The organism is Streptomyces sp. ITFR-16 (assembly GCF_031844705.1).
In the GTDB taxonomy this organism is placed as follows: domain Bacteria; phylum Actinomycetota; class Actinomycetes; order Streptomycetales; family Streptomycetaceae; genus Streptomyces.
Map to the genome: position 1 here is coordinate 4,642,153 of NZ_CP134609.1, position 19,040 is coordinate 4,661,192.

General features: G+C 70.2%; 17 protein-coding genes. 9 read left to right on the forward strand and 8 right to left on the reverse strand.

From position 1 onward, the window contains the following. Nucleotides 1-6 precede the first annotated feature (6 nt). Nucleotides 7-1,035 carry a lysophospholipid acyltransferase family protein gene (locus RLT58_RS20585; protein ID WP_311311838.1) on the forward strand — a complete coding sequence of 343 codons (1,029 nt, stop codon included), beginning with the start codon at nucleotides 7-9 and terminating at the stop codon, nucleotides 1,033-1,035. A 120-nt stretch (nucleotides 1,036-1,155) separates the two neighbouring features. Here RLT58_RS20585 and RLT58_RS20590 read toward each other — a convergent pair whose 3' ends face one another. From RLT58_RS20590 to RLT58_RS20600, 3 genes are all read right to left on the reverse strand, one after another. Continuing rightward, nucleotides 1,156-2,355, reverse strand: a complete 1,200-nt coding sequence (locus tag RLT58_RS20590; RefSeq protein ID WP_311311839.1) for a DUF5667 domain-containing protein — start codon at nucleotides 2,353-2,355, stop codon at nucleotides 1,156-1,158. Between the two features lie 225 nt (nucleotides 2,356-2,580). Continuing rightward, on the reverse strand, nucleotides 2,581-3,357 hold the full coding sequence (locus RLT58_RS20595; RefSeq protein ID WP_311311840.1) for an ECF subfamily RNA polymerase sigma factor, BldN family: 777 nt from the start codon (nucleotides 3,355-3,357) through the stop codon (nucleotides 2,581-2,583). Nucleotides 3,358-3,724: 367 nt separating this feature from the next. Further along, entirely contained in the window at nucleotides 3,725-4,678 is a 954-nt protein-coding gene (locus tag RLT58_RS20600; protein ID WP_311311841.1) for an HAD family hydrolase, read from the reverse strand. 148 nt (nucleotides 4,679-4,826) lie between these two features. Between RLT58_RS20600 and RLT58_RS20605 the strand changes: the two genes are divergently transcribed. The 6 genes from RLT58_RS20605 (at nucleotide 4,827) to hemB (ending at nucleotide 11,412) form a co-directional block, all read left to right on the forward strand. Then, the gene (locus tag RLT58_RS20605) at nucleotides 4,827-5,105 is read left to right on the forward strand and encodes a glutaredoxin family protein (RefSeq protein ID WP_311311842.1); all 279 of its coding nucleotides are present in this window, start codon (nucleotides 4,827-4,829) and stop codon (nucleotides 5,103-5,105) included. Between the two features lie 272 nt (nucleotides 5,106-5,377). Continuing rightward, complete coding sequence (locus RLT58_RS20610; protein ID WP_311311843.1) at nucleotides 5,378-6,145, forward strand: redox-sensing transcriptional repressor Rex; 768 nt, start codon at nucleotides 5,378-5,380, stop codon at nucleotides 6,143-6,145. Then, nucleotides 6,142-7,641 carry a glutamyl-tRNA reductase gene (locus tag RLT58_RS20615; RefSeq protein WP_311311844.1) on the forward strand — a complete coding sequence of 500 codons (1,500 nt, stop codon included), beginning with the start codon at nucleotides 6,142-6,144 and terminating at the stop codon, nucleotides 7,639-7,641. Before RLT58_RS20610 ends, RLT58_RS20615 begins: the two co-directional genes overlap by 4 nt. Beyond that, complete coding sequence (gene hemC / locus RLT58_RS20620) at nucleotides 7,638-8,624, forward strand: hydroxymethylbilane synthase (protein WP_311311845.1); 987 nt, start codon at nucleotides 7,638-7,640, stop codon at nucleotides 8,622-8,624. The genes RLT58_RS20615 and hemC overlap by 4 nt, the downstream gene beginning before the upstream one ends. Continuing rightward, a complete protein-coding gene (locus RLT58_RS20625; protein WP_311311846.1) occupies nucleotides 8,621-10,288 on the forward strand; it encodes a bifunctional uroporphyrinogen-III C-methyltransferase/uroporphyrinogen-III synthase in 1,668 nt (555 codons plus the stop codon). The genes hemC and RLT58_RS20625 overlap by 4 nt, the downstream gene beginning before the upstream one ends. 125 nt (nucleotides 10,289-10,413) lie before the next feature. Beyond that, on the forward strand, nucleotides 10,414-11,412 hold the full coding sequence (gene hemB, locus RLT58_RS20630) for a porphobilinogen synthase (protein ID WP_311311847.1): 999 nt from the start codon (nucleotides 10,414-10,416) through the stop codon (nucleotides 11,410-11,412). A gap of 160 nt (nucleotides 11,413-11,572) precedes the next feature. Here the strand turns inward: hemB and RLT58_RS20635 are convergent, their stop codons facing one another. Beyond that, nucleotides 11,573-11,917, reverse strand: coding sequence for a hypothetical protein (locus RLT58_RS20635; protein WP_311311848.1), 345 nt, complete (start codon nucleotides 11,915-11,917; stop codon nucleotides 11,573-11,575). 99 nt (nucleotides 11,918-12,016) lie between these two features. Between RLT58_RS20635 and RLT58_RS20640 the strand changes: the two genes are divergently transcribed. Further along, nucleotides 12,017-12,424 (forward strand): DUF3224 domain-containing protein, encoded by a 408-nt coding sequence (locus RLT58_RS20640; RefSeq protein WP_311311849.1) that lies wholly within the window; start codon nucleotides 12,017-12,019, stop codon nucleotides 12,422-12,424. Nucleotides 12,425-12,483: 59 nt separating this feature from the next. Here RLT58_RS20640 and RLT58_RS20645 read toward each other — a convergent pair whose 3' ends face one another. Beyond that, nucleotides 12,484-13,230 carry a DUF4232 domain-containing protein gene (locus RLT58_RS20645; RefSeq protein ID WP_311311850.1) on the reverse strand — a complete coding sequence of 249 codons (747 nt, stop codon included), beginning with the start codon at nucleotides 13,228-13,230 and terminating at the stop codon, nucleotides 12,484-12,486. A gap of 339 nt (nucleotides 13,231-13,569) precedes the next feature. Between RLT58_RS20645 and RLT58_RS20650 the strand changes: the two genes are divergently transcribed. Further along, on the forward strand, nucleotides 13,570-14,922 hold the full coding sequence (locus RLT58_RS20650; RefSeq protein ID WP_311311851.1) for a helix-turn-helix domain-containing protein: 1,353 nt from the start codon (nucleotides 13,570-13,572) through the stop codon (nucleotides 14,920-14,922). Between the two features lie 1,054 nt (nucleotides 14,923-15,976). Here the strand turns inward: RLT58_RS20650 and RLT58_RS20655 are convergent. The 3 genes from RLT58_RS20655 to RLT58_RS20665 form a co-directional block, all read right to left on the reverse strand. Then, nucleotides 15,977-16,447, reverse strand: coding sequence for a hypothetical protein (locus RLT58_RS20655; RefSeq protein ID WP_311311852.1), 471 nt, complete (start codon nucleotides 16,445-16,447; stop codon nucleotides 15,977-15,979). A gap of 145 nt (nucleotides 16,448-16,592) precedes the next feature. Then, the gene (locus RLT58_RS20660; protein WP_311311853.1) at nucleotides 16,593-17,198 is read right to left on the reverse strand and encodes a TlpA family protein disulfide reductase; all 606 of its coding nucleotides are present in this window, start codon (nucleotides 17,196-17,198) and stop codon (nucleotides 16,593-16,595) included. 445 nt (nucleotides 17,199-17,643) lie between these two features. Continuing rightward, nucleotides 17,644-18,848, reverse strand: a protein-coding gene (locus RLT58_RS20665; protein ID WP_311311854.1) for an IS3 family transposase whose coding sequence is annotated in 2 segments (ribosomal slippage) — nucleotides 17,644-18,557 and nucleotides 18,557-18,848 — 1,206 coding nt in all. Because the reading frame shifts where the segments join, the coding sequence is not laid out codon by codon here. Nucleotides 18,849-19,040 lie beyond the last annotated feature (192 nt).

The window sequence follows — 19,040 nt, forward strand, 5'->3', positions numbered from 1 at the left end:
GCGACGATGGCGGATGCCAAGGTCATTCCGTTCGACGACGACCGTTCGCGGTCGGGGGGTCTGCCGCGCGCCGCGCGCCGGCGCTCCCCGGTACGCGGCAACGGGTCCGTGAGCGCCCTTCCGGGGCAGCTGGACGCCTCGCTGCCGCCGCAGGAGCCAGAGGAGGCTGTGGTGGCCCCCGAGGGCGCGGGACGCGGTGGCTGGGACCGGCGGATCGCGGGCGGGCTCGCGTTCCTGCGGCGGCGGGTCACGGGGGACTACGAGGTCGACGAGTTCGGCTACGACGAGGAGCTGACCGACCAGGTCCTGATGTCGATGCTGCGGCCGGTGTACGAGAAGTACTTCCGGGTCGAGGTGAAGGGCATCGAGAACATCCCGTCGGACGGCGGGGCGCTGATCGTGTCCAACCACTCGGGGACGCTGCCGCTGGACGGGCTGATGCTCCAGGTCGCGGTGCACGACAACCATCCGGCGGGGCGGCATCTGCGGCTGCTCGCGGCGGATCTGGTCTTCATGCTGCCGGTGGTGAACGAGCTGGCCCGCAAGGCCGGGCACACGCTGGCCTGTGCGGAGGACGCGGAGCGGCTGCTGCGGCAGGGCGAGGTCGTCGGTGTGATGCCGGAGGGCTTCAAGGGGATCGGCAAGCCGTTCGGCGAGCGGTACAAGCTCCAGCGCTTCGGGCGGGGCGGCTTCGTGTCGACGGCGCTGCGGGCGGGCGTGCCGATCGTGCCGTGCTCGATCGTGGGCGCGGAGGAGATCTATCCGATGATCGGCAACGCGAAGACGCTGGCGCGGTTGCTGGGGTTCCCGTACTTCCCGATCACGCCCACGTTTCCCTGGCTGGGGCCGTTGGGGGCGGTGCCGCTGCCGACGAAGTGGACGATTCAGTTCGGTGAGCCGATTCCCACGGATGGGTATCCGGTGGAGGCGGCGGAGGATCCGATGCTGATGTTCAATCTGACGGATCAGGTGCGGGAGCAGATTCAGCACACGTTGTACAAGTTGCTGGTGCAGCGGCGGTCGGTGTTCTTCTGAGGGTGCCGGTGGGCCTGCCCGGGTGCGGCCGGGAGACGCCTCTGTCCTCGATCGCCGGACGGGCTTGATGGGGCTCGACGAGCCGGACGGGCTTGAACGTGCCCGTCCGGCGGTTTCGCGTCAGTCCTTTTCGTTCTGGGCGTCGATTCCCAGGCCGCCGATCAGGCCGGGGATCAGCGGGGGCAGGGTGATGTCCGGGGTCGGGGCGGTGCTCGGGGTGCCCTTCGACGGTGAGGTGGCGCCGGGGGACGGCGGGTCGAAGAGGCCGTCCGTACCGCCCGCGATCAGGCCGTCCGCCGGGGTGCTGCCCGAGTCCGAGGGGTGCGGCGATGAGCTGGTGTCCGGGCTGCTCCCGTGCTGGTCGGCGGGGGACGAGGGTGACGGGGCGTCCTGGCGTGCGGACGGGTCCGCGCTGGTGCCGGGGGCGCCGGGCTGCTTCCGGGAGCCGTCGCTCTTCTCCGGGGCGCGGGGGAGCAGGGACTCCAGCGGTGCGACCTCTTCGTCTATGGCCGCGAAGACCGAGCTGACCTGGTCGCCGACGTCGGAGAGCTGTACGGGGAGGCGGTCGCGGAGGTTGGTCCAGCTGTCGCGGTGGGAGCGGGAGAAGGAGTCCAGGGTCTGGATCGGACCGATGGCGCCGTCCCGCTCGTAGGCCGCGTGCAGGAGGCGGTGGCCTTCCGTGGCGTCGTGGGTCATGCGGTTGAGCGTGCGTCTGACCTCGCCGAGCTGCTCGTGGTCCAGGTCGCCCGAGCGGCCGCGCTCCATGAGCCGGCGCGCTTCGCTGAGGCGGGTCGAGGCCTGGTCGAGATAGACCTCGCCGCGGTCCGTGTCGCTGTCGGCGAGGCCGAGGTGGATGTCCTCCATGCCGCGCTTCAGGCCGTAGAGCGAGTCACCCGGGAGGGCGTCGGAACTGGCAGCGGCCACTCCGCCGAAGGCTCCCGCGGCCACACCGACCGTGAGCCCGCCGGCGGCGAGGCCCTTCGTCCAGCGTGATTTGGGGCGCAGTTTCCGGAGCGGGGAGGCCCGGTGGGCTCCCTTGCTCCGTTGTTCGGGCACCGTAGGGTCCACGGACGCGCCGCCCTCGGCGAGCATGGCCTCCATGGCGGCGACGAGCTGGGCTCGCTGCACCACTTTGACCTCGGGATCCAACTGCGGCTTCGGTAGCTCACCGAGGCCGTTCGCCAGGGCCAACAGCGGTCCGCGGTCGGCCTGGTCGGCCGGGTCCTCGGGCTGTACGGCCGCCGCACCGCGGAGCGACTGCTCCTCCAGGGCCTGGGCGAAGGCGTTCGCCCGCCGGTGTGCCGAAACGTTTGCGATCACTGGCGGCACCTCCTCTCGTCATGACGGTCGACTCCCCTGGGGGTCCGGAAGGTTGCACACCTTGAGCGCATCCACACGAATGAGTGAGTGGCTGCGGACATGGTGTGACGACAGGGGGCCTGCAACCGGCACAACGAGTGGCGCGGCACTTGGGTTACGCACGAAAGATGATCGGACCAGTGCGTGATGAACATATCGCCGAGAGTGATTCGGCCCGGGGTGGGGTCAGCGGGCATCGTCCGGAAGGAGCCGGGCGAGGGTGCGGACGGCGCGGTACTGCAGGGTCTTGATCGCGCCCTCGTTCTTGCCCATCACCCGGGCGGTCTCGGCGACCGAGAGGCCCTGGAGGAAGCGCAGGGTCACGCACTCCTGCTGCTGGGGGTTGAGTCGGCGCACGGCTTGCAGCAGTGCGGCATTGGAGAGGGACTCCAGGACGGAGTCCTCGGGGCTGCGCTCGACCTCGTTGGCGTCGAGCATTTCGCCGGTGGTCACTTCCAGCCGGAAACGACTGGATTTGAAGTGGTCGGCGACCAGGTTGCGAGCGATGGTGACCAGCCAGGCGCCGAAGTCGCGGCCCTGCCAGGTGAACGTGGAGATGCGCCGCAGGGCGCGCAGGAAGGTCTCGCTCGTGAGGTCCTCCGCCGTCGCCTTGCTGCCCACGCGGTAGTAGATGTAGCGGTAGACGGTGTCGCTGTACTGGTCGTAGAGGCGGCCGAAGGCGTCAGCCTCACCGGCCTGTGCGCGCTCGACGAGATCCATCATGCGCGCGCTGTCGCTGTCGGCGGTCGGCCGACGAACGGTGGACGTGGTCGTTGCGCCGCGGTTGCTGCGTCTTCCGACCGCCGCACCGCGTTCGGCCAGGGCGTAGCAAGGGCCGGCAGGTGCAGGGGTGGCAAATGCGGGTACGGCGTACGCGGTGGGGACGAAGCCGCGCAAGCGGTCGGCGACCGTTGCGCGCAGCGTAGCCAGGCCCGAGGCGTCAACCCCGACGTGTGGGTACACGGGACTCCCAGAGGCAGAGCTTCCATCACGTGCAGTGCGAAACCGTCACTCGTCGTAGTGAGTGGTGGGTTCCGGAATGCGTCTGAGGAGAATAACGCTTCGTACAGGCAGTGCTACACCCAGTTGCTCAAATCATCGATTACGTCGCTTCTGTAGCGACTATTCGACACATCAAGTAGCACATCGTGACCGTTTATTGATCGGATTACTTCGTGATCTGCCTGCGGGCGCGACGGGTTGTGGTCGAGTCCGGGCAACCCGACTGGCGGGAGCGGTCGCTGGGTAAGGGGTCCCGATTGGCGGCGGGGGGCCGGGCGTGGCCCGGCCCCGGCGGACCACCGGCGGGACGGGGCCGGGCGGCAGGGTGTCAGCGGCGGCGGCGGTGCAGGGCGACGGCCGCCGCGGTGCCGCCGGCGAGGGCGCCGACGCCGGCCGCGGCCGGGATGCCGACCTTGGCCGCCTTGCGGCCCGTCCGGTAGTCGCGCAGCCGCCAGTCCAGGGCGCGGGCGTGCTTGCGGAGCTTGGTGTCCGGGTTGATCGCGTACGGGTGCCCGACCAGGGAGAGCATCGGGATGTCGTTGTGCGAGTCGCTGTACGCGGCGCAGCGCGCCAGGTCCAGGCCCTCGGCCGCGGCCAGCGCGCGGACGGCCTCGGCCTTGGCCGGGCCGTGCAGGGGTTCGCCGACCAGGCGGCCGGTGTAGACGCCGTCGACCGATTCGGCGACGGTGCCGAGCGCGCCGGTGAGGCCGAGGCGGCGGGCGATGATCGTGGCGGTCTCCACCGGGGCGGCGGTGACCAGCCAGACCTTCTGTCCGGCGTCCAGGTGGGCCTGGGCGAGGGCGCGGGTGCCGGGCCAGATGCGGTCGGCCATGTACTCGTCGTAGATCTCCTCGCCGATGGACATCAGCTCGGAGACGCGGTGTCCCTTGACGATGGACAGGGCGCTGTCGCGGGCGTCCTGCATGTGTTCCGGGTCCTCGACGCCGGCCAGCCGGAACCACGCCTGCTGCCAGGCGAACCGGGTGAGTTCGCGGCGCTCGAAGAACTTGCGCTTGTAGAGGCCGCGGCCGAAGTGGAAGATCGCGGCGCCCTGCATCACGGTGTTGTCGAGGTCGAAGAAGGCGGCGGCCCGGTCGTCGCCGACGACGGGGAACTCGGGCTCGGCGGCCTCGGTGCCGGACGCGGCGGTGTCCTCGGTGTCCGCGGACTGCCCGGCGTCCAGCGAGGACTTGCGCGCGGCCTCCGCCGCCGCCTCGCCCGCCAGCACGCTCCGTGCTGTCGCGGAGCGCCTACGGGGTGTGAGCCATCCAAGAGCGGCCATGCCGTGAGCATAGCCAGTCGGCCCGGCCCTTCCCGACCTGGCGGGATGCGGTGGCGTGAACTCTCGGAGACCGATGCGTTAAACGGGCGATCCGGGACGTACCGGTTCAAGAGCGGACCGCGCTCGGTATCGGCGCAGAATAAGAGGCATGAGCCCCCTGTTGCGCCGCGCGAAGAAGAAGCAGCCCGCCGACCGTGTGGTGACCCTTGTCGGAAAACCCGGGTGCCATCTCTGTGACGATGCCAGGCTGGTGGTGCGGTCGGTCTGTGAGGAGACCGGCGCGTCCTGGGAGGAGAAGGACATCACCCGGGACGAGGAGCTGTACCGGGAGTACTGGGAGCAGATCCCCGTGGTGCTCATTGATAACGAACAGCACACGTTCTGGCGGGTGGACCCGGCGAGACTGCGCAGCGCGCTGCTTTCATGAGTGAAACCCGGTTACCATCGTGGGCGTTTTGAGTGGTCTCGGGGGCGTAGTCGTGAGGAGTGTGTACCGCTTTGCCCCCTTCGGGCCTGCAACGGGCTGATGCGATCCATGGTTCCTGGATCGCGCGGCGGATGCGCGTGACCCCGGTCACTTTGACCGGACAAAACGGACACTATCTTTGTGCACGCGTTCACAAAGACATAGCCTGCATTCGACGGGGCGGTCTTGGGACATACGGCCGCCTGCAGCCCCGCTCATCCCGCAGGAGCACCGTGGCAACTGGCCGAAATCACCGACCGGCGACCCGTAGCCGAGGAATTCCCGAGGCCACCGTCGCCCGACTTCCGCTGTATCTCCGCGCGCTGACCGCGCTCTCCGAGCGTTCGGTCCCCACGGTCTCGTCCGAGGAGCTCGCCGCGGCCGCGGGGGTCAACTCCGCCAAGCTGCGCAAGGACTTCAGCTACCTCGGCTCCTACGGGACGCGCGGTGTCGGCTACGACGTCGAGTATCTCGTCTACCAGATCTCCCGCGAACTCGGCCTCACCCAGGACTGGCCGGTCGCCATCGTCGGCATCGGCAACCTCGGCGCCGCGCTCGCCAACTACGGCGGATTCGCCTCCCGCGGCTTCCGGGTCGCCGCGCTGATCGACGCCGATCCCGCGATGGCCGGTACGCCCGTCGCCGGGATCCCCGTCCAGCACGCCGACGACCTGGACCGCATCATCAGCGAGAACGGGGTGTCGATCGGTGTGATCACCACCCCGCCCGGCGCGGCCCAGCAGGTCTGCGACCGCCTCGTCGCCGCCGGTGTCACCTCCATCCTGAACTTCGCCCCGACCGTGCTCTCGGTGCCCGAGGGCGTCGACGTACGCAAGGTCGATCTCTCGATCGAGCTGCAGATCCTCGCGTTCCACGAGCAGCGCAAGGCCGGCGAGGAGGCCGCCGACAGCGGCCCCGACCCGGCTGCGCCGCCCGTACGCGCCACGACCGGCGGCCGGAAGGGACCCGACGGGGACATGCCCGCCGTGATGCCGGCATGAGTCTGCTTCTCGTGGGGCTGAGCCACCGCAGCGCACCCGTCTCCGTGCTGGAGCGGGCCTCGCTGGCCGCCGACACCCAGGCCAAGCTGCTCCAGGACACCCTCGCGGCGGAGCCCGCCGCCGAGGCCGCCGTCCTCGCCACCTGCAACCGCATCGAGCTGTACGCCGATGTGGACAAGTTCCACGCGGGTGTGGCCGAGCTGTCCACCCTGCTCGCCCAGCACAGCGGCGTCGGACTGGACGAGCTCACTCCGTATCTCTATGTGCACTACGAGGACCGGGCCGTCCACCACCTGTTCTCGGTGGCCTGCGGGCTGGACTCGATGGTCGTGGGCGAGGGCCAGATCCTCGGCCAGATCAAGGACGCGCTGGCGCTGGGGCAGGAGCTGCACACCGCGGGCCGGCTGCTCAACGACCTCTTCCAGCAGGCCCTCCGGGTCGGCAAGCGCGCCCACAGCGAGACCGGGATCGACCGGGCCGGGCAGTCGCTCGTCACCTTCGGCCTGGAACAGCTCGCCGAGGGAGGCGACCCCGCCGCCTGGGCCCAGGGCAAGCGCGCCCTGGTGATCGGCGCGGGCTCGATGTCCTCGCTGGCCGCCGCGACCCTGGCCCGGACCGGTGTCGCCGAGATCGTCGTCGCCAACCGCACCCGCGCCCGCGCCGACCGGCTGGTCGAGATCCTCAACCAGCCCGGCGGCACGGGGGTGACCGCGCACGCCGTGGAGATGGCCGCGGTCTCCGACGAACTGACACGTGCCGATGTCGTCGTCTCCTGCACCGGCGCCACCGGCCTGGTGCTGAGCGCGGAGGCCGTCGCCGGGGCGCTCGGCCTCGACTTCGACCCCGCGTACGAGCCGCCGGCCGCGACCGTACCGGCGCCGACCGCCGACCCGGACCAGCACGCCGCCTGGGTGGAGAACGGTTTTTCCACCCAGGCCGCGCAGGACCGGGCCGTGCGCCGTGCCGTCGTGCCCGCGCAGTCCACCGGACCGGTCCGGCTCGCCCTGCTGGACCTCGCCATGCCGCGCGACATCGACGGGGGCACCGCCCGCCTCGACGGTGTGCGCCTCGTCGACATCGAGTCGCTCGCGGAGGCGTCCGCGGACGCCCCGATGGCCGCCGATGTGGACCAGGTGCGCACCATCGTCGCCGACGAGGTCGCCGCCTTCGGTGCCGCCCAGCGCGCCGCCCACATCACCCCGACCGTCGTCGCCCTGCGCACGATGGCCGCCGGCGTGGTCGCGGGCGAGATCGCCCGGCTGGACGGACGCCTCCCCGACCTGGACGAGAAGCAGCGCGCCGAGATCTCGCAGACCGTGCGCCGCGTCGTCGACAAGCTCCTGCACGCGCCCACCGTGCGGGTCAAGCAGCTCGCCAGCGAGCCCGGCGGCGCCGGGTACGCCGACGCACTGCGGGAACTCTTCGACCTCGACCCGCAGACGGTCGCCGCCGTCTCCCGGGCAGACCTGAACGACCCGAATCGAGGGCGGTCATGACCGACAACTCACCCCCGGGCGCGCGCAGTCCCGCGCCGCTCCGGCTGGGCACGCGGCGCTCCAAGCTCGCCATGGCCCAGTCCGGACTCGTCGCCGAGGCGGTTCGCGAGGTGACCGGGCGCGCCGTCGAGCTCGTCGAGATCACCACGTACGGGGACACCTCCCGCGAGCACCTGGCGCAGATCGGCGGCACCGGCGTGTTCGTCGCCGCGCTGCGCGAGGCGCTGCTGCGCGGGGAGGTGGACTTCGCCGTCCACTCGCTCAAGGACCTGCCGACCGCGCAGCCCGAGGGCCTTGTGCTGGCCGCGGTGCCGGTCCGTGAGGACCCCCGCGACGTGCTGGTGGCGCGGGACGGGCTGACCCTCGGGCAGCTGCCGTCCGGCGCCCGCATAGGCACCGGATCGCCGCGCCGCATGGCGCAGCTCAACGCGTACGCCCGCAGCCACGGCCTCGACATCGAGACGGTGCCGATCCGGGGCAACGTGGATACGCGTATCGGATTTGTACGAAGCGGTGAACTGGACGCGGTGGTACTCGCCGCGGCCGGGCTCAGCCGCCTCGGCCTGACCGGTGAGGTGACCGACTTCCTGTCGGTCGACACCGTTCTGCCCGCTCCCGGCCAGGGAGCACTGGCGATCGAGTGCGCCGCCGCCGGCGCCGACCTCGCCGCCGCGCTCGCCGAGCTCGACGACCCGTACACCCGGGCCGCCGTGACCGCCGAGCGTGCCCTGCTCGCCGCCCTGGAGGCCGGCTGCTCCGCACCCGTGGGTGCGCTGGCCGACCTCCTGGCCGACGGTCAGGTTGTCAACGAACTGCGCCTGCGGGGTGTCGTCGGTTCCACCGACGGTTCCTCGCTGGTGCAGATGTCCACCACCGGTCCCGTTCCCACGTCGCACGACGACGCGGCGGCGCTCGGTCGCGAACTCGCGGCCGAGATGCTCGCCAAGGGTGCGGCCGGTCTTATGGGGGAGCGAGCACTTTGAGCCCCACCGGCCCCGCCGCATCCGATTTTCCTGTCCTGTCCGCAGGGCACGTCACCTTCCTCGGCGCCGGTCCCGGCGACCCGGGACTGCTGACTCTGCGCGCCGTCGAGGCGCTCGCGAGCGCGGACGTTCTTGTCGCCGAGCCGGACGTTCTCGGCGTCGTTCGCTGCCATGCGCGGGCAGGCGTAAGCACGCCTGAGCTGACGGTTGTTGACGCGCAGTCAACAGCCGCCGGTGTTCCCGTTCTCAGGGATGCGGCCAATCTTGTCATGGAGGCCGCGAAGGGCGGCAGGCGGGTCGTCCGTGCCGTCGCCGGTGATCCCGGTCTGGACGGGAACGCGGGCGGCGAGATGCTGGCCTGCGCCGCCGCGGGCATTCCCTTCGAGGTCGTGCCCGGTGTCGCCAACGTCGTGGGCGTGCCCGCGTACGCCGGGGTGCCGCTGCGCGACGCGCAGGGCGCGGACGTCCGGTTCGTCGACGCCCGCACCGCCTCGGACCGCTGCTGGAGCGAGGTCGGCGCGAGCGACGCCACGTGCGTCATCTCGACGTCGCTCGACGCGGTGGCCGCGGCCGCCGGCGAACTGGTCTCGGCGGGCCGCAAGCCCGACACCCCGCTGACGGTGACGGCCGCCGGTACGACGACGCGCCAGCGCACCTGGACGGCGACGCTCGGCACCATCGCCCAGGTCTTCAAGCAGGGCAAGATCCTGCCGTCGCCGGATGGGCACCAGCCCGTCATAGCCGTGGTCGGGGAGCGCAGCTCCGCCGCCCAGCGCGACCAGCTCGCGTGGTTCGAGTCCAAGCCGATGTTCGGCTGGAAGGTGCTCGTGCCGCGGACGAAGGAGCAGGCGGCGTCGCTCTCCGACCAGCTGCGTTCCTACGGTGCGGTGCCGCACGAGGTGCCGACGATCGCCGTCGAGCCGCCGCGTACGCCCCAGCAGATGGAGCGCGCGGTCAAGGGCCTGGTCACGGGCCGCTACGAGTGGATCGCCTTCACCAGCGTCAACGCGGTGAAGGCCGTGCGGGAGAAGTTCGAGGAGTACGGGCTCGACGCCCGGGCCTTCGCCGGGATCAAGGTCGCGGCCGTCGGTGAGCAGACCGCCGCCGCGCTGGTCGACTTCGGTGTGAAGCCGGACCTGGTGCCCTCCGGTGAGCAGTCCGCCGCCGGGCTGCTGGAGGACTGGCCGCCGTACGACCCGGTCTTCGACCCGATCGACCGGGTGTTCCTGCCGCGGGCCGACATCGCCACCGAGACGCTGGTGGCCGGGCTCATCGAGCTGGGCTGGGAGGTCGACGACGTCACCGCGTACCGCACGGTCCGCGCCTCGCCGCCGCCCGCCGACACGCGTGAGGCGATCAAGGGCGGCGGTTTCGACGCGGTGCTCTTCACCTCGTCCTCGACGGTGCGCAACCTGGTCGGCATCGCCGGCAAGCCGCACAATGTGACGGTCATCGCGTGTATCGGCCCGGCCACGGCGAAGACCGCCGAGGAGCACGGTCTGCGCGTGGACGTGCTGTCGCCGGAGCCCTCGGTGCACAAGCTGGCCGAGGCCCTGGCGGAGTTCGGCGCGCGGCGCCGGGACGCGGCGAAGGAGGCCGGTGACCCGGTGACGCGGCCGAGCGAGCGGCGTCCGGGTGCTCGGCGGCGTCGTACGACGACCTGATCCGGTGTGACGTGCGCGGGGCCCGGCCGCTTCTTCGTGAAGCGGCCGGGCCCTTCGTGTTCTGCGCCGCTTTCCCGGCACAGGTGTCGGCAAGAGCGTGATGTGCACGGGTCTAGTCTCGAAGGATGACTGTGTACGGAAACTTCCCCGGCTCTCGTCCCCGACGGCTGCGGACGACCCCCGTGATGCGGCGGATGGTCGCCGAGACACGGCTCGACCCGGCGCACCTGATCCTGCCCGCGTTCGTGCGCGAGGGCATCGACGCCCCGGTCGCCATCTCGGCCATGCCCGGTGTGCAGCAGCACACGCTGGACACCCTGCGGAAGGCCGCGGTCGACGCGGTCTCGGCGGGCGTCTCCGCGATCATGCTGTTCGGGGTGCCGCTGGACGAGAAGAAGGACGGCCGGGGCACGGCGGGCACCGACCCGGACGGCATTCTGCAGGCCGGTCTGCGCGCGGTGCGCGAGGAGGTCGGTGACGACCTCGTCGTCATGTCCGACCTCTGTCTGGACGAGTACACCGACCACGGGCACTGCGGGGTGCTGACCGAGGACGGCCGCATCGACAACGACGCGACGCTGGAGCGGTACGCGGAGATGGCCCAGGTCCAGGCCGACGCGGGCGCCCATGTGGTCGGCCCCAGCGGGATGATGGACGGCCAGGTCGGCGTGGTCCGGGACGCGCTGGACCAGACCGGGCACGAGGACGTGTCGATCCTCGCGTACACGGTGAAGTACTCCTCCGCGTTCTACGGCCCGTTCCGCGAGGCCGTCGGCTCCTCGCTCAGGGGCGACCGCAAGACGTACCAGCAGGACCCGGCCAACGTCCGTGAGTCGATGCGTGAGCTGGCGCTCGACCTGGCGGAGGGCGCGGACATGGTCATGGTCAAGCCGGCCGGTCCGTACCTCGACGTGGTGGCGAAGGTCGCCGACTCGGTGGACGTGCCTGTCGCCGCGTACCAGATCAGTGGTGAGTACTCGATGATCGAGGCGGCCGCCGAGAAGGGCTGGATCGACCGGGACGCGGCGATCCTGGAGAGCCTGACCGGGATCCGCCGGGCGGGCGCGCAGATGATCCTGACGTACTGGGCGACGGAGGTCGCGCAGAAGCTGCGGCGTTCCTAAGGGCTGTCCCGCAATTCCTGACGGGCGCACGACGACAGCTACGGCACCTCGCCGCGTTGTCGAAACGCCCGAATACATCCAGTATGCGGGCGCCTCTCCGCCTTGCGATGCACCGCATCTGACGCCGCGCGCTGATCCACCAGGAATTGCGGGACAGCCCTTAGGGCCAGTCGACCAGGGACATGAAGGCCGTCCACGCGACGGCCACGGTGGCGGGGGCGGCCACGGCGAGGACGATCGCGGCCGCCGGCCTGCGCCGGAGGCACAGCCAGCTCGCGATCAGGACGGCCAGGGCCAGCACCAGGCCGGTGCAGGAGACCGTCCAGGCCGGGCCGAAGCTGCTGTCGAAGCGGTCGGAGTCCGCGTCGGAGCAGGAGTCGCAGGCCATCGGCGCGAGCATGCTGGACACCAGGGCGAAGAACGCCAGCGGAAGCGTGACGACGGTGGCGATCAGCGGGGCGATCCAGGTGTGGCGCGGGCGGCCGTCCATGACGTTGTGGGACATGCGTGCGATTCAACCGGGTGTGGCGGCGGGGCACATGAGTCGTCGTACCTAGGTGGTCGCACCCCCGGACTGTCGTACCCGGCCCCTACGATCCGTGGCATGAGAGCTTCCGGAACCTTCACCGTCACCTCGTTCGTCCCGGCCGGCCTGAAGCCCGAGCCCGAGGTCACCACCGCGCTGCCCGTCGGGCTCGCGACCATCGTGAAGAGCTTCGAGGGCGAGGTCACGGGCCGTTCGACGACCCTGTTCACAGCGGCCTTCGACCAGGACTCCGGCGTGGGCACGTATATCGCCATGGAGTCGTTCGAGGGCGCGCTCGACGGGCACGAGGGCGCGTTCAACTTCGTGCACTCGGCCGCGACGAGCGGCAGCGACCGGGCGAACGAGTTCTTCACGATCGTGCCGTCGAGCGGCACCGGGGCGCTGGCCGGGATCAGCGGGGGCGGCGGACTCGCCGTCGACGAGGACGGCACGCACCGGATCTGGTTCGATTTCGACCTGGGCTGAGTCCGCTGCCGCGATCGCGCATGTGCTGTCGCCGGCCCGCGGGGTGACGAGTGCGGCCTCTAGTAGACCAGCGCGTCGTCCATCTCGCTCTGCCAGTACGTGACATAGCCGCTGTCGCTCCAGTACGTACCGGCGGGCAGCGTCAGTTCGGCCGGGGCGGTGTTGGTGGAGCTGTTGTCCCTGGCGGAGAAGTGCACGGCGAGGTGGGTGCCCTTGTACGTCTTGCCCCCGGGCTCACCGGTGAGCCCGATCGCGGCGTACGCGGACTCGCCCGGGTCCAGCGTCACCACGGCCTGGGGCCTGCTGTCGTCGAGGACCTGGAAGACGGCCTGGGCCTCGTCGAAGCGGAGCTTGGGCGCGTGGTAGGCGTAGCAGGTCCGGGAGCCGGTGTTGGTCAGGGTGAGCAGCAGGTGGTTGACCGGGCGGCTGACCTTGGTGACGGTGAGCCTGGTGTTCTCGCCGACGCAGGTGACGGGGGTCTTCGGGGCGGCCGGGGCGGGCTTGGGCCTGGCCTTGCTCTTGGCCGGAGGCGCGGTGGTGGCTGCCGGGGCGTCGGCGCCGCTGTCGGTGTCGGTTTCGGCGTCCGTGCCGTCCTTCTGCGGGGCGGCGGACGGGGACGCGGAGTGGTGGCCGGCGGTGTTCGCGGCCGGTGCGGGCGCCCCCGCCTTGCCGTTGTCGCTGCCGCTGCCGCTGCCGCTGCCGCTGCCGCTGCCGCTGCCGTCGTCACCGCTGCACGCGGTGAGGGAGAGGGCGGCGACGAGGGCGGTGGCGGCAAGGACGGTGGTGCGGATGCGGTTGGTACGCATGGTGGTGCTCCCCGTGGTTCGTCGGTGGTTCTGCGGTGGTTCTTCGGTGGTTCTTCGGTCTGTCTTCAGTGGTGGCGGATGAGGATCATGACGACGGATCCGGTCACGATCACGACGCCGATGGCCAGGGCATCGATCAGCTCGATGCGGAAGAGAGTGCGCACTGCTCGTCCCCCGTGGGTCTCTGCGGTGTGTCCACAGCCTGCGGGGCGGCGGATTCCGGCCGCAACGCCCGCCGCACCATTGGGGATGCTGGAATGCCTGCGCGTACTGTGACCTGGGCAGATTCCACGTGCCTGGAACGGTGTTCTGGGACGGACCAGAGGGGGGAACGCTCCAGTGGCGACACCGGAGGCCGAGGAATTCGCGGCCCTGCTGAAGGAACTGAAGGGTCGTTCGGGGCGCAGTTACGGGGTGCTCGCCGGGAAGCTGCACGTCAGTACGTCGACGCTCCACCGGTACTGCAACGGGGACGCCGTGCCGAACGAGTACGCCCCCGTCGAAAGGCTCGCCCGGCTCTGCGCGGCCACGCCCGACGAGATGGTGGAGCTGCACCGCCGGTGGATCCTCGCGGACGCGGCACGGGGACGGGCGAAGCCGGAGGTTCCGTCCGAGCCGGAGGCTTCTTCCGGGCCTGAGGTTCCTTCCGGGCCTGAGGTGGCGGAGGTTCCGGAGGCCGCTGAGGCCACTAAGTCTGCTGAGGCCGCTGAGGTCCTGGAGGTTCCGGAGGTGTCGGCGGGCCCGGAACAGGGCGCCGCCCCCCGCTCGCGGTGGCGGCGGGCCTCCGCCCGTACGCGGGTGCTGCTCGCCGCGGCCGCCGTCGTCGCGCTCACCGTCCCCACCGCCCTCGCGCTCGGCGAGCTGAGCGGGGACGGTCCCGACACCACGGCGGGCGCACGGGACGGGAAGGGCGCCGACACCGTCTCCGCGCTTCCGGAGCGGGAGAGCGCGTCCGCTTCGACGCCCAGCCCCTCGAAGAGCTCGGGCTCCCCGTCACCGAGCGCTTCGGGAACTCCGTCCGCACGGGCCTCCGCCTCAGCAACGCCCAGCGGCGGCTCGGCACCGAAGGGCGGCACGGGCCGCCCGCCGACCGTCACGATCAGCTCGTACAACTGGCAGGAGCCCTGCGGGCAGTACTACCTCCTCAACCAGGCCCCGGACCGCGTGCCCCCGCCGCCCTCGCCGGACAACACGCGTGGCTGGGCGCGGGCGCTCGGCGGGGTGGACGGCGGCAGCATGCTGCTGGAACTCACCGTCCAGGGCCCCTCGCAGGAGGCGGTCGTCCTGCACGGTCTGCACGTACGGGTGCTGAGCCACCGGGCACCCCTGGAGCGGACCGCGTACTCGATGGGCGAGGGCTGCGGCAGCGGCATCGAGCCCCAGTCCTTCGCCGTCGACCTGGACGACAGCAGCCCCCTGCTCAAGCCCGTGGCGGGTCAGCAGGGGGACGAGGTCGTGCCGGCGAAGAACTTCCCCTTCCGGGTCTCCTCCAGCGATGTGGAGGTCTTCGACCTGGACGCACACGTGGAGGGCCACGACGTCAGCTGGTACCTGGAGCTGGAGTGGAGCAGCGGCGGCCGCAAGGGGATGCTGCGCATCGACGACGGCGGCAAGCCGTTCCGCACGAGCAGCATCGCGGGGCGGCCGCTGTACGCCTACCAGTACGACGTCGCCCAGTGGCAGGCCCGCTGAGGGCTCTCTGCGCTATTGGGGCTCGAAGCTTGGCTCTCGCTCGGGGGCTGATCGGTCACTCGTTCGAGTGCGGGAACGAGGCGACCCCGACGCGGCCGCGGCCCTCGCCCTGACCGCCCTGCCCGTGGCACGCCACCTGCGGCGCGTGCGGTGAGGGGGACCAGGTGGATTGGGTGTTCCACATGTACTGGTCGCGGACCGCCCGCGACAACGAATGGTAGGCCGCCCACATCGCGCCCGACCCGGTGCCGGTCGCGGCTGCCGTGCGGCGGCGGGCCCCGAGCCCGACAGCGCGGCATCCTCGCCCGCGTACCGGGTGTCGGCCGAACTGGGGCACGTGGATGCCCGGCTGGCGCTTTTCGAGGACGACTGCGGGAAGCTGGAGACCTGGCCGCCGACTGATTCGCGCGGGGTATGGACGCGGACTACCTCGTCGAAGCCGTGACCGTCGGGCTGCCTGCCACTGAAGGTCGATTCGCCGTTCGGCTTCGTGGACCGCCGCCTGGCAGACAGGTTGGCGCCCGCGCTGTCCGATCCGCAGCGGCCGGGGATTCTCGTTCCAGCGCGTGATGATGGAGTGCGCGGAATGCGGCACCCCCGGCCCGCTCGACGCACTACCCGACGGCCTCTGCCCCCCTGCCGCCGACCCTCCACCGAGCCTCGCCCGCCCAACGCATCGTCGGTCTCCGCGGCCTGCTGAAATCCCCCGTACCTCATGGACTGGGCCGCCAAGAGGTTGCACCGAGGCCTGTCCGCCGAAACGAAGCCGAGCAGAAGGCCCTTCTCGGTCACGCCGAGCCGTGCGCCGACTCCGTCGTCACGCACGAGCCCCTAACCGAGCAGCCGCAGGCCGCCCTGCACCACTCCGGCATCGGCGTGGGGAGGCCCTCCAGCGCTCTCGGGCAGCACCGGCGGTGTCCCGGGCTCTGGCATGGGGCGCTTGGGCGCGTGTGTGGTCGAGGCTGAAGATGGTCCGGCCGTAGGGGCCAGGCAGCTCTTGCAGGTGTGAGGCGGGCCGGACAAGCCGGCCCGCCTCACACAAGCTTTTCGACGATTAGCAGAACGCGGCCTGCTTGCCGCCGCGCATGCTGCCGGAGTCAGCTCCCCAGCTCTGGCTGCCGATCGTGGCGTAGGCGAAGACCCGGATGCACTTGCTCCCGGCGGTCACGGTGACGGGACCGGCATACTCACCGTACTTGCCGGTGTCCTGGGAGAACGCGCCCGATCCGGAGTCGGGCGTGCAGTAGGCGGAAGGGCTAGTCTCGGTGCAACGCTGGACGGACACGGTCATCTCATGCTTCGTGCCGTAGCTCGTCAGCAGGACAGCGCAGTTCTTCTTGGTCGAGCTGTTCCAGTACACCTCAAGCTTGTGGTACGTGCCCATCTGCTGGTAGTCGACCAGGCTTCCGCTACACACGGAAGAGCCCGCAACTGTTGCCGCGGCCTGTGCCGGCGCCGTCGGCGCCAGGATGAGCAGGCCGACAGCGACAGCCAGCGTCGTCAGAATTGCACGCAACTTGTTCATGTCCCCCCCGCAGGGGTGAGTGATCAGTCGCCTCAGACCATAGGAGGAGAGATTGAAATCATGGCATGATCACGTAGCGATTGTGACTCATCGCACGACGCCTTGGAAATCAACCAGCCATATCGTGGCGTTATTTGATTGGGTGTCACTCCTTTTCGGCAATCACTGGGTCAATCAAGGAGTGGAGCCGCTCCTCGTCGAGCGCCTGGAGCGAGCGCGCGGCGATCCGGCCTTCACGATCCAGCACAACCGTCGTAGGGATGCCTTTGGGAGCCACGGTCCCCTTGGGGAACGCCTTGAGGATCAGCGAGCCGCGTGGGTCGTAGAGGCTCGGGTACGGGACCCCGAAGTCTTCCTCGAAGGCCAGTGCGGGCTGCTTGTTGAAGTCGCGAGTATTGATCCCGACAAACTTCACGCCCTTACCTTCGACCTCTTTCGAGACCTTGACGAAATGCGGGGTCTCCGCCCGGCACGGCGGGCACCACGAGCCCCAGAGATTCAGGACGACCACGTTCCCTTTGAGGTTGGCGACGTCAAGCTGGGTGCCCTCCAGCGTCTCTCCTGCCAGCGAACCTGCCTCCTGGCGCTTGCCCTTGGGGACGGTTGAGATACCTGTCTCGCTGCTGGTCACAAAGTTCGTGCCAGTTCCGTTCGACTTGGCGTCGCCAGAACTGCAGGCCGATATGACGAGTAGGGCCGTCAGTGCCCCAGCGGTGAACAGGGCCTGACGGAAGGCGTGTTTAGGGCTCATCCCTGAAGTCTCGCATAAGGAATCGCGGCGCCCTGGGCGGCATGTGGTATGGCCCGATCCGGTCAGAGCAACAGCTCGCTCGCACGCAGACCACGGCCCCGATCGGCTGCTCGCGTCGTCGTCGGTGCTCACGTATTCCCTGCTCCCGCCTGCTGTCGCCGATTCCCGGCGGGGACTTCGGCGTCCCGATCCTGTACGCGACGGTGCGCTTCCGCGACCTGCTGGGCCCCTGTACGCACGCCCGGCGCCGCGACACAGACAGCGAGGAGATATCGACGGCTGCCGAACTCCGCCGGGGCCGCCGCCCACGTCGTCTGCTGAAACCGTCTTCCTAGGCGACCTCGCCTTGGGCCCGCGTCCGCCTCGTCAGGCAAGCGGCAAGACCGGGCAGGGCGTCCTGCCCGGTCCATGAGATCGGGCCTTGACCCCGAATTCTGGACACGGGTTATGCGGCTTGTGCCAGCGTAGTTGGTGTGTGGCGGAGGGCGTTTTCGAAGGTGATCGGTGGTCGTTGTCCGAGGCGGGAGTGTCGGCGTCGGGTGTTGTAGCGGTGGAGCCATCGGAAGGCGTCGAGTCGGGCCTCGCGCTCGGTCGGCCAGCTCTTTCGTCCTTGCAGGGTCTCGCGTTTGAAGGTCGCGTTGAAGGACTCGGCGAGTGCGTTGTCCGCGCTGGACCCGACCGCGCTCATACTTCGCCGCACCCCTGCTGACCTGCAGGCTTCGGCGAAACTCCTGCTCGTGTACTGGGCTCCGTGGTCGGTGTGCATGATCGATCCGGCAAGGCTGCCGCGGGTGCGGATCGCCGCGGCCAGGGCGTCGGTGACGAGATCCGCGCGCATGTGGTCGGCGATCGCCCAGCCGACGAGACGGCGCGATGCGAGGTCGATGACGGTCGCCAGGTAGCAGAACTTCCCGCCGGCGACGGGCAGGTAGGTGATGTCACCGACGTACTTCGTGTTCGGCTTGTCCGCGGTGAAGTCGCGGCCGATCAGGTCCGGGGCCTTGGCCGCGGCCGGGTCAGAGACGGTGGTGCGGTGCCGGCGCCGCAACCGGATCCCTTGGATCCCGGACGCCCGCATGATCCTGGCGACGCGCTTGTGGTTGACCGCGACACCGTTCTCCTCGCGGAGCTCGGCGGTGATCCTCGGGGCTCCGTAGGTGCCGTCCGATTCCTGGTGCACCGCCCGTATCCGGGCTGCCAGGCGGGCGTCGGCCACCTGCCGGGCGGCCCGGTCAGCGGCTGTCCGTTGCCAGTAGTAGAAGCTCGAGCGGCTGACGCCGAGGATCCTGCAGAGCCGCTTCACGCCGTGACGGCGCTGGAGGTCGGCGACACACTGGAAGCGGTTCACCAGCGCGTCTCCCCGGCGAAATACTTCGCCGCCTTCCGCAGGATCTCCCGTTCCTCCTCCAACTCGCGGACCTTCTTTCGCAAGGCGGCGTTCTCCGCCTCCAGCGGTACCGGCGGCTGGGCCGGTTCTTGCGTCCGTCGTCCTCGGGGACGGCTCACCCCGGCTGCCCTCACCCAGTTCCGCAGGGTCTCCGGGTTGATCCCCAGATCGGCCGCGACCGACCTGATCGTCGCTTCCGGCCGCGACTCGTACAGCGCGACCGCGTCCGCCTTGAACTCCAGCGGGTAGTTCTTCATGACCACGAGATGTCCGTTCTCAGATCCTCAGGATCCAGTGTCTCGTGTGTCCAGGATCAGGGGTCAAGGCCCATCGGCTTCGTGACAGGGTGCCGGCGACGGGCACAGCGAGGCTCCGCCAGTGCATCCTCCCCTTGCGTGCTGGCAGGGCGGAGCAGGGTAGCGTGACTTTAGTGAGTAATGCCAATTGGGGGTCTG

Excerpts from the sequence above, each read along its gene's own strand:
- RLT58_RS20605 (WP_311311842.1), top strand. The coding sequence starts at position 4,827 with ATGAGCCCCCTGTTGCGCCGCGCGAAGAAGAAGCAGCCCGCCGACCGT.
- hemC (WP_311311845.1), top strand. The coding sequence starts at position 7,638 with ATGACCGACAACTCACCCCCGGGCGCGCGCAGTCCCGCGCCGCTCCGG.
- RLT58_RS20640 (WP_311311849.1), top strand. The coding sequence starts at position 12,017 with ATGAGAGCTTCCGGAACCTTCACCGTCACCTCGTTCGTCCCGGCCGGC.
- RLT58_RS20655 (WP_311311852.1), bottom strand. The coding sequence starts at position 16,447 with ATGAACAAGTTGCGTGCAATTCTGACGACGCTGGCTGTCGCTGTCGGC.
- RLT58_RS20645 (WP_311311850.1), bottom strand. The coding sequence starts at position 13,230 with ATGCGTACCAACCGCATCCGCACCACCGTCCTTGCCGCCACCGCCCTC.
- RLT58_RS20600 (WP_311311841.1), bottom strand. The coding sequence starts at position 4,678 with ATGGCCGCTCTTGGATGGCTCACACCCCGTAGGCGCTCCGCGACAGCA.
- RLT58_RS20615 (WP_311311844.1), top strand. The coding sequence starts at position 6,142 with ATGAGTCTGCTTCTCGTGGGGCTGAGCCACCGCAGCGCACCCGTCTCC.
- hemB (WP_311311847.1), top strand. The coding sequence starts at position 10,414 with ATGACTGTGTACGGAAACTTCCCCGGCTCTCGTCCCCGACGGCTGCGG.
- RLT58_RS20585 (WP_311311838.1), top strand. The coding sequence starts at position 7 with ATGGCGGATGCCAAGGTCATTCCGTTCGACGACGACCGTTCGCGGTCG.
- RLT58_RS20635 (WP_311311848.1), bottom strand. The coding sequence starts at position 11,917 with ATGTCCCACAACGTCATGGACGGCCGCCCGCGCCACACCTGGATCGCC.
- RLT58_RS20660 (WP_311311853.1), bottom strand. The coding sequence starts at position 17,198 with ATGAGCCCTAAACACGCCTTCCGTCAGGCCCTGTTCACCGCTGGGGCA.